General features: G+C 37.0%; 12 protein-coding genes and 1 other annotated feature. Of the genes, 3 read left to right on the top strand and 9 right to left on the bottom strand.

The window, feature by feature from the left end; translation table 11 throughout:
* Window positions 1–21 precede the first annotated feature (21 nt).
* Window positions 22–720 (top strand): CoA transferase subunit A, encoded by a 699-nt coding sequence (locus CSE16_RS01820; RefSeq protein ID WP_099422288.1) that lies wholly within the window; start codon window positions 22–24, stop codon window positions 718–720.
* Window positions 720–1,352 (top strand): 3-oxoacid CoA-transferase subunit B, encoded by a 633-nt coding sequence (locus tag CSE16_RS01825; protein ID WP_099422289.1) that lies wholly within the window; start codon window positions 720–722, stop codon window positions 1,350–1,352. The genes CSE16_RS01820 and CSE16_RS01825 overlap by 1 nt, the downstream gene beginning before the upstream one ends.
* Window positions 1,353–1,442: 90 nt before the next feature.
* Here CSE16_RS01825 and CSE16_RS01830 read toward each other — a convergent pair whose 3' ends face one another.
* The 7 genes from CSE16_RS01830 to CSE16_RS01860 form a co-directional block, all read right to left on the bottom strand.
* Window positions 1,443–1,649 carry a YwbE family protein gene (locus CSE16_RS01830; protein WP_099422290.1) on the bottom strand — a complete coding sequence of 69 codons (207 nt, stop codon included), beginning with the start codon at window positions 1,647–1,649 and terminating at the stop codon, window positions 1,443–1,445.
* 77 nt (window positions 1,650–1,726) lie between these two features.
* Window positions 1,727–2,557 carry an energy-coupling factor transporter transmembrane component T family protein gene (locus CSE16_RS01835; RefSeq protein WP_099422291.1) on the bottom strand — a complete coding sequence of 277 codons (831 nt, stop codon included), beginning with the start codon at window positions 2,555–2,557 and terminating at the stop codon, window positions 1,727–1,729.
* Complete coding sequence (locus CSE16_RS01840) at window positions 2,550–4,262, bottom strand: ABC transporter ATP-binding protein (RefSeq protein ID WP_099422292.1); 1,713 nt, start codon at window positions 4,260–4,262, stop codon at window positions 2,550–2,552. The genes CSE16_RS01835 and CSE16_RS01840 overlap by 8 nt, the downstream gene beginning before the upstream one ends.
* A gap of 13 nt (window positions 4,263–4,275) precedes the next feature.
* The gene (locus tag CSE16_RS01845; protein ID WP_099422293.1) at window positions 4,276–4,833 is read right to left on the bottom strand and encodes an ECF-type riboflavin transporter substrate-binding protein; all 558 of its coding nucleotides are present in this window, start codon (window positions 4,831–4,833) and stop codon (window positions 4,276–4,278) included.
* A 19-nt stretch (window positions 4,834–4,852) separates the two neighbouring features.
* A complete protein-coding gene (locus CSE16_RS01850) occupies window positions 4,853–5,713 on the bottom strand; it encodes an SAM hydrolase/SAM-dependent halogenase family protein (RefSeq protein WP_099422294.1) in 861 nt (286 codons plus the stop codon).
* An 82-nt stretch (window positions 5,714–5,795) separates the two neighbouring features.
* Window positions 5,796–6,024 (bottom strand) — a binding site (T-box leader).
* Window positions 6,025–6,208: 184 nt separating this feature from the next.
* Window positions 6,209–7,033, bottom strand: a complete 825-nt coding sequence (locus tag CSE16_RS01855) for a sulfite exporter TauE/SafE family protein (RefSeq protein WP_099422295.1) — start codon at window positions 7,031–7,033, stop codon at window positions 6,209–6,211.
* Between the two features lie 181 nt (window positions 7,034–7,214).
* Window positions 7,215–8,918, bottom strand: a complete 1,704-nt coding sequence (locus tag CSE16_RS01860; RefSeq protein ID WP_099422296.1) for an ABC transporter ATP-binding protein — start codon at window positions 8,916–8,918, stop codon at window positions 7,215–7,217.
* A gap of 211 nt (window positions 8,919–9,129) precedes the next feature.
* Between CSE16_RS01860 and CSE16_RS01865 the strand changes: the two genes are divergently transcribed.
* Complete coding sequence (locus tag CSE16_RS01865; RefSeq protein ID WP_099422297.1) at window positions 9,130–10,050, top strand: HNH endonuclease; 921 nt, start codon at window positions 9,130–9,132, stop codon at window positions 10,048–10,050.
* A gap of 45 nt (window positions 10,051–10,095) precedes the next feature.
* On the opposite strand, the gene CSE16_RS01870 is transcribed toward CSE16_RS01865, so the two are convergent.
* Together CSE16_RS01870 and CSE16_RS01875 are read right to left on the bottom strand one after the other, a co-directional pair.
* Complete coding sequence (locus CSE16_RS01870) at window positions 10,096–12,963, bottom strand: DEAD/DEAH box helicase (RefSeq protein WP_099422298.1); 2,868 nt, start codon at window positions 12,961–12,963, stop codon at window positions 10,096–10,098.
* Between the two features lie 21 nt (window positions 12,964–12,984).
* Window positions 12,985–13,374, bottom strand: a complete 390-nt coding sequence (locus CSE16_RS01875; protein WP_099425723.1) for a (deoxy)nucleoside triphosphate pyrophosphohydrolase — start codon at window positions 13,372–13,374, stop codon at window positions 12,985–12,987.
* Window positions 13,375–13,640 lie beyond the last annotated feature (266 nt).

Below are 13,640 nucleotides of genomic sequence, written 5' to 3' on the forward strand. Positions count from 1 at the left end.
TCAAAGGGGAGGCACGAGAAGATGGGGAAAGTAGTAGCATCTGTTCAAGAAGCCATTCATGATATAGAAAATGGCGCAACGATTTTAGTTGGGGGCTTCGGACTTTGTGGTATTCCAGAAAACTTAATTGCTGCTGTATATGAAAAAGGGGTTAAACAATTAACGGTTGTCAGTAATAACTGTGGAGTAGATGGTTTTGGCTTAGGTGTTTTACTCCCGAATAAACAAATTAAAAAAATGGTTGCTTCATATGTAGGGGAAAATAAATTATTTGAACAACAATTTTTAAATGGTGAGCTTGAAGTCGAGTTAACACCACAAGGAACACTAGCTGAACGCATTCGTGCTGGTGGCGCGGGTATTCCAGGTTTCTATACAGCAACTGGGGTAGGAACAGCCATTGCAGAAGGGAAAGAAGAAAAAGATTTTGAAGGCAAGGCCTATATATTAGAGCGTGCGATTTCAGGCGATTTTGCGCTTGTAAAGGCATGGAAGGCAGATCGCTCGGGGAATCTCGTATTCCGCAAAACGTCGCGCAATTTCAATCCACTTGTTGCAACAGCAGGTAAGGTAACGATTGTAGAAGTGGAAGAACTGGTCGAAGTAGGTGAGCTTGATCCAGATGAAATTCATTTACCAGGCGTTTATGTACAGCGTATTGTTCACGGTCAACCATATGAAAAACGCATCGAACGTCGCATTGTAAGGGAGGACGCATAATGGATACTCGTTTAACAATAATACGTCGCGCCGTAAAGGAAATTGAAGATGGCATGTATGTCAATTTAGGAATTGGAATGCCGACATTAATAGCCAATGAAATTCCCGCACAATACGATGTCATGCTACAATCTGAAAACGGTATGCTTGGCATTGGGCCTTACCCCACGGAAGATGAAGTGGATGCGGATCTCATTAATGCCGGAAAAGAAACAGTAACTGCGCGTGCAGGAGCAGCCTACTTTGATAGCGCAGATAGTTTCGCCATGATTCGTGGTGGTCATATAGATGTGGCCGTTTTAGGTGGCATGGAAGTCTCGGAAACAGGTGACCTCGCGAACTGGATGATTCCAGGGAAAGTTGTAAAAGGTATGGGAGGCGCCATGGATTTAGTTGTCGGTGCAAAAAAAGTCATCGTCATTATGGAGCACACAAATAAATACGGTGAATCTAAAGTAAAGCCGGCTTGCACACTGCCATTGACAGGAAAAGGTGTCGTCAATCGTCTCATTACAGATTTAGCCGTGTTTGATTTTGTCGATGGCCGAATGCAATTAGTGGAATTACAAGAAGGCGTGACGCTCGAGGAAGTTCAAGCAAAAACAGAGGCGCAGTTTGAAATAGCGCTGTAAGACGTTCAAATTTACAATAATAAAAACACGCTACTGTTGAATAGACATAGCGTGTTTTCTGATGGAAACAATTAATTATTTTTAGGTGCTTTATTTAACTGCAGTTGGATACGTTTGGCAGACACGTCCGATTTGTCCGTCTGTTAGGCGAACCTTGATGCCGTGCGGATGTGAGCTACTATTAGTTAGTAAATCCTTCACAACACCACGCGTTTTTTTACCTGTACGTTGATCTTGTTTGAGTACGATATCGACTTGCAAGCCTGCATACACGTCGCCTCGATTTTTCCCGTTCATTGAATCTCTCCTTTTCGTAATTGTTTTAGTAGTATAGCATGTTAAATGAAAAAAGCCTCGAACGAATCGAAGCTCCTTTAGTGAAACGGATTATAAAATCGTCCGTTATTCACAAAGAAAAAGGTAACTGTCACAGCGAATAACAGAATACAAAATCCAATCGCAATAAAGTCTTTTCCAGAATAAGCTTTCTCAGAATACCAAGTACGTTTTTTATTTTGGCCAAAGCCACGCATATCCATCACATTACTAATCGTCTCAATTTTCTCAAGGCTCGAGAAAATAAGGGGAACGATAATTGCTACGATATTTTTTATGCGTTTCCCGAATTTTTCATTTCGTGATAAATCGACACCACGTGCTTGCTGCGCTAGTGAAACCGTCTGATAATCACGTTGAATTTCAGGGATGTAACGCAAAGCAATCGCAACTGCATAGGAAAGTCGGTAGCTAACTCCAATTTTATTGAGTGAAGCCGCAAACTCACTTGGCTGCGTCGTCAAAATAAATAGCAGTGCAGGGGGAATAACAACAAAGTATTTTAATGTAATATTTATTTGATAAAAAAGCTGTTCAAGCGTCAATTTATAGCGACCCCATTCACCCGTTAGTAGTGTTTCGGTGCCATATATTTTTAACCCTTGATTCGGGTCAAATATGAAAATCGCCACGTTATTTAACAGTAAAAATAACAAAATAAATCCTAGCACAAAGGCTATTTCACTTAATTTAATTTTTGAAATGATAAATAAAAGAATACTTACAATTAAAAATCCAATTAAAATACGCGTATCATACGTAAGCATTGCTGCAGTGGACCATAATAAGAAACAAATAAGTTTTGTTGCTCCAGTTAAACGATGGAGAAAAGAGTCGCGCTCAATATAACTAAGCATCTCATTAGCCATTTGTAAGCACTCTCCTTTCGTACTGAATAAAGCACTCTACTAGTTCGAAAGGTTCGGTTAATCCCAATCTCGTTGCAACGGTAAAAAGGGAAGACTCCTTCAAATTTGCCTGTGCTACTAATGATAAATTGGTCAGCACTTGTGAGGGTTTTTTATCGGCTATCAATTGCCCATCATGTACAACGATTGTTCGGTTTGTGTATTCAGACATTAAATGCATATCATGTGTAATAACGATGACTGTCGTGCCATTTTTCGTCAAGGATTGTAGAAATTCCATCAGCTCTTTTGCATGCTTATAATCTTGACCAGCAGTTGGTTCATCTAAAATGATAATGGAAGGATTAAGTACTAATATAGCGGCAATAGCAACACGACGCTTTTGCCCATAACTAAGCGCGGAAATCGGCCAATTGCGGAATGGGTACAGGCCACAAACTTTTAATATCTTCAAGACACTCACTTCAATTTCTGCTTCATCTACATTTCGCTGACGTAATCCAAACGCCACTTCATCGAAAATTTTCGGTTGTGAAAACATCTGATTAGGATTTTGCAGAACGAAGCCTACCTTTTCAGCACGTAATTTCAATGAATCTTTTTTTGCATCGGCCCCATTTATTAAAACCTTACCTTGCTTTACTTTTTCAAAGCCACAAATGCATTTCGCTAACGTCGATTTTCCTGCTCCATTCGTACCAACAATGCTAATAAATTCCCCAGCTTGAACGCTAAAATCGATATTTCGCAAAGTTGGTTTCTTCGCCTTGCTATACGTAAACGTAACGTCTTGTAAGCGCAGCACTTCCTCATAATTTGGCTGCGCGAGACTTTGCTTAGACTCCAGCTGAAGCCAATTCGAAATTTCAGTTTGATACGCTTCAATGTCGAGCTGCTGCAAAGTGTCTAAATGATTTAATGTCGAAATATCCACCCCAGCATATTTAAGTAAACGAATATAAAGTGGTTCACGAATATCATTTTCAGCCAGTAAATTCGTTTGTAATAGCTTAGCAGGAGACAAATCAGCAATAATTTCCCCATTATTTATTAAAATAATGCGATCAATAGGTTGGGATAAAACATCCTCTAAACGATGCTCAACTAAAATAATCGTCTTTTGGGTTTCTTCATGTAAACGCTCAATTAATGCCATTGCTGATTTCCCAGTAGCAGGATCTAAATTGGCAAGTGGCTCATCAAATAATAAAATATCAACATCATTTACGAGCACTCCAGCCATCGCTGTACGCTGCTTTTGCCCACCTGATAGTTCGAAAATTTGATGCTGTAGATGGGCTTCGATTTCGACTTGTTTCGCAGCATGCATAACCATTTCTTTCATTTGTTGCTGTGGAATCATATCATTTTCCAAAGCGAACGCTATATCTTCCGCGACCGTTAACCCGATAAATTGGCTGTCAGTATCTTGAAGTACTGTCCCAATTTTTTTTGATTGTTCGAACAATGAAAAGGAGGTTGCGGGTTTTCCGATAATATCCAACTTGCCTGTATATTTACCGTTGTAACGCTCTGGAATTAAACCGTTAAGACAATGTGCTAACGTGCTTTTCCCAGAACCAGAGGGCCCAACGATACAAATTTTTTCACCTTCATAAATCGTTAAATCAATATTTTGCAAAGTAGGCTTTTGCTGACTGTCATATTGAAATGTAAAATTCTCGAAATGAATGATAGGTTGCACCTAATTCACCAGCCTATTCTTCGTAGCTTAAACTACCTTTTTGTGTACGTGTTTTTGCATAAGTAATTAATAATAATGTCCCGATAACTCCAACAGCAAGAATGTTCCAAAGAGCTGCAATGACACCTTGTGTGAAAACTTTATTCGCAGGTTCCGCGTAAATTAAAATATCTAACACTGGCGCAATTAATCCCCAACCTATTAATTGAACAACAGTTTGCACGATGTTAAATGAAATAATCGTTTTTTTCGTAAATGCTTCAGCACCAATTTTGAATTTGTTAAAGAATAAACCAATACCTAAACCAATAAAACCTGAAACAATCACCCAGCTCCACCATGCAGAGCCATAAGCCGTAATATCTTTTAGTGCATGACCGATGAAACCAACAAAGAAGCCTGCAATCGGACCAAAAACTGCTGCGATTAGCGCTAAAAATGCATAAGATGTTTGAATTTCTGTATTCGGAATCCCTGTTGGAATAATGACAAAACGGGCTAAAATGAAGAATAATGCCGTACCTACACCAATAGCAACGATTGTTTTTGTATTAAAAATAGATTTTTTCATATGAATCTCCTCCTTTATTTTAAGTATATAAGATTTTGGGTGTTTTTCGAATAGTAACTTCCCAATTCGTACCCGAACCGATTCTGTATGCGTTTGCAAAGGAGCCTTGATTGATAGCAACACCTAAGTTATCTAGTGAGTTGACGTAAACAAGGGGCTCACCGATATGAAGATCAGCAAAAGATCGGCCGTATGTCACGATATTTTTATAGATATTTCGTCCGTCTGTTGTAATGGTTAGCTCAAATTGATCGCCATACGTGACTGCGATATTTTTGAATTGTTCACGTGAAATATTTGTCCAAAGGTTTCCGAATGGTTTGTCAACAATATCGATAATCCCTTTCACAATTTCTCCCTCTTGAATGGACTCTTTAATAGGGAGCTCGTGAATCTCATCAATGCTGTATACAGGACCAACTTCCTCATAGGAAATGACTCCAGAAGCAAGTCGAGCACCAGTATAGGCAAAAATGTCTCGACCGTGGAAGGTATGTGATTCTCCTGAATTTGGTAAACGATTAATTGTTTCATCAATTTCACGAGCTTCTGTAATGCCAAAGTAACGCTTAATATGTGTGAGTGTTCCGTTGTTTGGTGTGACGATATATTGACCACCCGTTGTTTTGGCAACAACAGCAATTCGATCTGATCCAACACCAGGATCTACAATCGAAATAAACACGGTACCTTTAGGCCAATACTGCACGGTTTGTAAAAGTCGGTAACTACCTTCCCAAATGTTAAATTGCGGAATGTGATGCGTTAAGTCGGAAATCGCCAAATTGCTATCGACTCCATAAGAAACGCCATACATAGCACTGACTGCACCATCGCTTAAACCAAAATCCGATTGAAATACTAATAATTTTTTTGTCATTTTTGTTCCTCCATCACTTGTTTTTTGTGAATGCATGAATTTTGGACAATAAAAAAGTCCCTAAATACGCAACAATAGCGTATTTAAGGACGAATTTATCATCGTGGTACCACCTTAATTTACTGGAAACAGCCTCCATTCAGCACGCGAATGCCTAGGTATTGATAACGGATACCAACCCGTCTCGCCTACTATAAGTTCAGCTTGCCGCTCAGAGGCCATGTTCATCTGTTTTAGTTTGACCTCCTTTCAGCTACCGAGGCTCTCTTATGCAAACTTCCACAAATTACTCTTCTCTTCAATGCGATTTTAATCATAATAAATATTATAAATATTCTGACAAAAATTTCAAGCATTTTTTATGGGGATTATAGGAAATGAAAAAGAGACTTTAGAATCGTTAATAATGCTGGTTTTCCAATATTAATTGTATGTTAGTTTCGGTGCTGTGAAAGAAAGGTACTTCACTAAATAGATGACATTGCTGTTAACATATTAAATAATCTCCAAAGCAACCTGACCAATTAATAATACTAGAATAATAGTCAATAGCCATTTTGCAAATCGTAATGGTATTTTTGCTACGATGAGTAAGGCAATTTGTGTACCTATAATAGATCCAGTAGCTAGAGCGATTGCATAATCCCATTGTAAGAAACCTGTTTGATAAAAAACAATAAATGCTCCTAAACAACTTCCGAAATTCAATACTCGACTCATCTGTGTCGCCTTAACATACGTAAAGCCAGATTTCAGGAAATATAAAATACTGAATGAAGAGGAACCTGGGCCAAATCCACCGTCATAAATTCCGATAAAAAATGAAACAATGGAGATGCGAGCGGGGTCTTTACTATCTTCATTCTGATTCGATGCCTCGTTGTACCATTTATTGCTTTTTAAAGAAAGACCTAATGCAAATAGAAGTAAAAATAGCGCAATCGAATTCAGCCAACTTTCAGGAATGCAAGACGTCACGAATGCCCCAATGCCACCGCCTATTATTGAATATACGATGTATTTTCTGATTGTTGTCCACTTCAATTCTCTCGCCTTCAGTAAAACAAATAAACTAGATAATGAGGCAATTCCAGATGAAAATTTGTTTGTTGCAATACTAAATTGAATCGGAATCCCAAGAAGCATCATTGCAGGTAATGTAATTAATCCGCCACCACCAGCTAATGTTCCAATAAATGAAGCAATAATTCCAACACCGATTAAAATAAGTAAAAACTCCGTACTGGATGAAGAATTTATTTGTGTTAATAATAAAATTCCAATAAACAAAATTGTTGCTAGTCTAAGAAAAATCCACATGTCAGTTCCTCTATTTTTTTATTTAAAAGTAACGCTTCTCAAACCATAAATCTTATCAATGTTGATGAACTAGCCGTAACTATTCAAATTTACTAATTCGAAAAAGAAAAGGATACTTTACTTAATAAGAAAGCTCGTTCCATTGCAATGAACATGGAACGAGCCTTCACTCATTTAATGGTTAAGCATGATGCAGCCCGGCAAATACGCCTTCTTTTTCTAATAGTTCCTCATACGTACCTTGCTCTTCAATGCCATTTGGAGTTACGACGAAAATATAGTCCGCATCCCGGATTGTTGCCAAACGGTGCGCAATAATAACGGTCGTACGGTCTTTCGCCAAATCGCTTAGTGACTGCTGAATAACGCGCTCAGTTGCCGTATCAAGGGCAGACGTCGCTTCATCCAATATTAAAATCGGTGGATTCTTCAAGAACATCCGAGCAATTGCAAGTCGCTGTTTTTGCCCGCCAGATAATTTAAGTCCGCGTTCACCAATTTCAGTTTCAAAGCCATCTGGCAGCTGCTCGATGAATTCAAGTAAATTCGCCTTTTCCGCAGCTTGTAAAATTTCTTCAAAACTTGCTTCGAGATTACCATATCCGATGTTTTCACGAATTGTACCAGTAAATAAGAATACATCCTGCTGTACGGTACCGATCTGCTGACGTAATGATTCTTGCGTAAGGTCACGAATATCATTTCCATCAATCGTAATCTCACCATCTGTCACATCATAAAAGCGGGGGATTAACGCACTAATCGTCGTTTTTCCTGAACCCGATGGCCCAACGAATGCTACCGTTTTCCCCGCAGGCACTTTAAATGACATATCCTTGAGCACTTGCTTACTATCCGCATAGTTGAAGCTCACGTTTTTAAATTCAATATCGCCATTTAATTGATTCACCTCAAGTGCATTCGGACGGTCCACAATCGAAGGCTCCTGATCAAGTAAATCGCAAAACCGTTTAAAGCCCGCCATCCCTTTTGGATACATTTCGAGAAGGGCACTAATTTTATCAATCGGCTTAATTAATACATTCGTATATAGCACGAAACTAACAAATTCCCCGTAAGACAACTTATTTTGATAAGATAGCCAAGCTCCGACAACAAGCACCGTCAGCGTCATTAAACGCGTCACAATATAAATACTTGAATGCGTGCCCGCCATTACTTTATAGGCATAAAGCTTCGCCTTTCGGAACAAGCCATTTTGCGATTTAAAACGCTCTTTCTCAAACTCCTCATTGGTAAATGATTTCACAACGCGAATACCTGAAAAACTATCCTCAACGCGTCCATTCACGTTGGCAATCTCACTATACATGACTGTCCAACCTTTTTTCATGCGCTTATTGCTCATATACATCACAATAATAAGGAACGGCACCATAATTAAAAGAATGAGCGCTAATGTTGTATTGATATTGAACATGATCGTAAATGCCCCGATAAAGGTCATAACAGCAATGAACAAATCCTCAGGCCCATGATGCGCAAACTCCCCAATATCAAATAAATCGTTCGTAATGCGGCTCATTAAATGCCCAGTTTTCATATTGTCAAAAAACGTGAACGGCTGACGCTGCACATGATTGAACAACTGCTGACGCATATCCGTTTCAATATTCGTCCCAAGCTTATGCCCTAAATAGTTGACGACATAGTTCAAGCCCGTACTAATAATGTACGTAATGAGCAGTAAAATACTAATCTTTACAATCATTCCCCAATCGCCAGTTGGTAGTAGCTTATCAATAAACCACTGCACCGCCATTGGGAATAAAAGTTCTAGCACCGCCACAAAAATTGCGCTCGAAAAGTCGATGATAAACAAGCGTTTATGTGGTTTGTAGTATGTAAAAAATCTTGTAAGCATATCTGTTCCTTTCTGTGTTTATCACGCGGAAATTAAATGCGCGATAAATGTAGTATATTTCAGTGAAAATGATTATTAATTAGATTATAGCATTTATGTGGGGGAATTTTCGAGAGGCGAAATGATGGAAGTTCTTAAATGAATTCAAATCTTATTAGAGCTATAAAAGAAGTGGTAAACTATATAAAACGATAGATCGAAGGGTGTCCGTATGAATTTTTATATTGTAATGCAAGGTCGAACATATGATGAGGCAAAAGATAAACAAGTGATTTGGTGTTCGATTTTCGATAATAGTGGGAAAACACCACATTCATGGGAACGAATGAAAGAAGTAAAAAAAGGTGATGCAATTTTTCATTGTGTAAAAGGTGAAATTGTAGCGATAAGTATCGCACAAGAGAATTGTTTTGAAGGAGTTAATCCGATAAATGAATCAGAAAATTTAGGGAATATGTTCGCAGCTAATTATGAGGAACTAGCAATTTTCATTAATATTAAAGCACATTTTAATTTCATTAAACCGTTATTACCAGTTAAATACTCACCATTTCAATCAACTGGTGATGGTAACCAAGGCTACTTATACCCTTGTAATGAAATGCTTGCAATTAAGCTATTGGAGCTCATTAGTGATGTAAACATTTATGAAGAAAATGAAGAACAGCTTGAATTTGCAATAGGCATGATTGCACTAAAAGAACGCAATACATTAGCACCTGTGTTAATTGAAACGGAAGCTGAAGCAAAGGTGAAAATTCGCAAAGGGCAGCAAAAGTTCAAAAAGCACTTAACCCCATTGTGGAACGATCAATGTGCTTTGTGTGGTATTACATTGCCAGCATTGTTACGAGCAAGTCACGCAAAACCATGGAAAGACGCAACAGATGAAGAACGCCTCGATCCGTATAATGGTATTTTATTGTGTAGCAATCATGATGTTTTATACGATCAAGGTTTTATCACCTTTGATGGGACGGGGAAAATTCATATTTCATCTGAAATTGAAAAAATGGATTACATAAAATATGGGATTCATGAAAAAATGCGTGTTAACCGTGTGGAAGAAAACAAAAAGTATTTTAAATGGCATAAGAGGAATGTGTTTAAAGGAAGAAAAGAGGGGATATAAAAATGGGCTATTGCTATGGTTGTATCCGTAGCAATAGCTTGTTTTTTATTCTTCTACTAAGTAATGATAAATATTGTATTGGACCGGTTGCTCTAAAATCATCTCCAATGTGACAACAGGATATGACTTACCCTTTTCGGTTACTTGATCTGGTCGAGCAGAATTAGGGTTTACTAATCCTTTACCAAGATAATAAAAGTCCTTACCTTCACCATTATCTTTCTTTACAAATAGATAGACATTCGTTCCATTTTCTTTGGAATGAATGAGAGTTTCCATTTCTTTAGAATGTAAGTACCTATTTTTTGTAGAGCACCATCTAAATGCTTCAGGTGAAAGGAACTCATCCATATAGTTTGTTTCTGAGCCATCTCCATCCTTTTTGTGGTAGTTTACGAATATAGGAAAGTCGCCATTTTTAGGGCGACCGCCATTAAGTGTACCTTCTTCGTTTTTATCCCAGTTTAAAATACGACATACTTCGCGACGAGAATATTTTTGGTAAAGTGTAAAAGGCTCGCTGTTGTTATATGCTTTATTTTTAGTGAATGCACATTTAAGTAAATCGACAACATACTGTTTGAAATTATCGTCTATTAACGATTGTTGAAGTTCATCGTTGAACGTATAAGCATCCTTAATACTAATAACAATAGGTTTTAATCCAAATTTTTTTCGGTCGTTTTCTACGAAGAAGTTTAAAGAAAATACATTTTCCAAAGAGGTAATTGTATCTTCATCATAGTAAATGGATTTAGCATTTAGCAGTTCTATAAACTGTTTCTTTGTTACCTTTTTTTGTTGAATAAGTAACTCTAGTAAAAGTATTTCATGTATACGTTTGCCAGATAATAAATCCTTTCCAATCATCATTAAAATTGCATTTTCATAATCAGTGATAGATGAGATAGGTTCTTTGATTTTTAATAAAAAGTCATAATAGGTACCAGCGAAGTTAATGATTACTTCAGGATCTAATGAATCATGTATTATAAAATCAAATAGAGTTGGGCTAGTACCAAGACGATTTTTTAGCTCATGATAGTTATCTTCTAAAATTTTCTTAGTAGACAATTTTGCATTTGAAATAGCATCGAAAATTTGCTTCTTCGCAATTTCCTCAAAGTTAATTGTAGAAACGCCTTGAATATAATCTGTATTTACCGTCTTACGGCGCACGTTATCTTTATTCATCGACTTATCACCAGAAAGAGCAATAGGGATTAAATAGTTGTTTTTATAGTTGCCGATAAAATCGATAATCGTCACATATTCTTTCACATCATGCTTTCGTAACCCACGACCAAGCTGTTGGATAAAGATAATACTAGATTGTGTTTGACGAAGCATAACGATTTGGTTAAGGAAGGGAATATCAATTCCTTCGTTAAAAATATCAACTGTTAGAATATATTCAAGCTCACCAGTTTTTAATTTTTCAATTGCATCTTCACGTTCATTTTGAGAGTTATCACCTGTAAGTGAAATCGTTTTATAACCACGCATATTCAACAAATTAGATAAAGTGCGTGCTTCATCTTTCGTACTACAAAACATTAGGCCGCGAACTCTATCTCCCGAAAATCCATAGTAAGAGATTTTTTCGATAATATGGTCAATCCGTTCTTTATGAATCAGCTTTTGTAAATCAGCCGTTTCGTCAATTAACTCACCATCAAGTTCATAATCTGTTACACCAAAGTAATGAAATGGGCAGAGCATCTCTTCCTCTAATGCAGCCTGCAGTCGAATTTCATAAGCTACGTTGTAATCAAACAGTTCATAAATATTGAATTGGTCTGTTCGTTCAGGTGTAGCAGTCATTCCTAGTAAAAATTGAGGTTCAAAATAATCGATTATTTTTAAATAAGAGTCTGCTCCAGCACGATGCACTTCATCGACTAAAATATAATCAAAATGATCCTTTGCAAATTGCTGCAAATATGGATCCCGCGACATTGTTTGAACGGTTGCAAATAAATAACGTGCATCTGTATTTTTGGAATTACCTGATAAGATACCATAATCATCGGGGTCACCTAATAAAATTTTCCGGAAATCTTGCATAGCTTTCTTTAAAATCTGTTCACGGTGAACGATAAATAGCATTCTTTTAGGCGCAGCATTTCGAACATCAAATGCAGACAAATAGGTCTTACCTGTCCCAGTTGCAGAAATAATAAGTCCTCGATTTGCTCCACTTTGACGAAGTAACCTTAACTGTTCGAGCGCTGCGATTTGCATTTTATTTGGTCGAATCTCTAAGCTTTCCTTTAATGGATTGGTCACATATAAAGGTGGAGAAGCTACTTTATTTTGGAATTCTGGCTTTTCATATAATGCATTATATTGAAGAATCCATTCCTCTGTTAAGGTAGTAGATTCTTGCCAAGCTTGTTCAAATTGATTTTTAAAATGATGAATGACTTCCCCATTTTCAAGAGAAGTTAAATATACATTCCATTCAAAGTTTGCTTTTAAAGCACTATCTGTTAGATTTGAACTTCCTATAATAAGGGAATAGTGCTGTTGGTGTTCAAAGATATAGCCTTTAGAATGAAATCCTTTTACATCTGTTACACGAACTTCTACATTTTTTAATTTCAATAATTCTTTAAACATTTTTGGTTGATTAAAACTTAAGAATGTAGAGGTTAAAATACGGCCTGTAATCCCTTTTTTCTCAAGGTCATAAAGCATTGTTTTAATTGTTGCAAGTCCACCCTCTGTAATAAAAGCAACGGAAAAGGTGAATGCTTTGCAAGTTTTCATTTCTTGTAGTAAAGATGAAAGTACATTTTCGTGTGCCTGATTAGATAATAATTTCGGTTTAAACTGAGAAGAAACGGCTTTATTTTGATCGATGAAACCTTTATATAATGAGTTTTCAAGCTTTTGTATTAATTGTTCCATTAAATCTCCACCCCAAGATTATTATTGTGTTAGTTTTTCGACAGCAGGTATATCTGCCGGTGCAAAATCAAGCGTATATAACATATTACGCGGTACCCATTTGGCGTCGGCATGCTCTAATGTAGTGGGGGTTCCTTTTGAAATTTTAGCCATATATGTTTCAAGACGAACGATAAATGTCCCATAGTCATATGTAGTATCTTCCACTTTTTCTCCAACTAAAATTTCGCAAGCAAACTCCTCTAATATTTCTCTGCGTAATGCTCGTTGAGGAGTTTCACCTTTTTCAAGTTTTCCACCTGGAAATTCCCAATAGTTTGGTAGTGACATTTGTGGGCTACGAAGCGCGCAATAAATTTCGTTTTGTTCATTTTCTATAATGGCTCCAACAACATGTATTTGTTTTTTCAATTTGAACCCTTCCAATCCTATGTATTACTCCATATTATATAGAAGGAACAAAGAATAAGGAAAAAAATTATGGAATTTAATTTTTCCTATATTTAATTATTTTGTTTGTTATAAAATTGTGTATTAATATATTGGAGTAAAAATAGATTACCCGGTTGTTATGGTACCAATGATGGAGATAGAAGAGTTGAAAGAAGAAGTATTAAAGGCATTTAATTACTATTTTGATGTGTCAACAATTTTGAAAAGTACAGTTTCGATATAGA

The sequence above is a fragment of the Solibacillus sp. R5-41 genome (assembly GCF_002736105.1).
Lineage (GTDB): Bacteria > Bacillota > Bacilli > Bacillales_A > Planococcaceae > Solibacillus.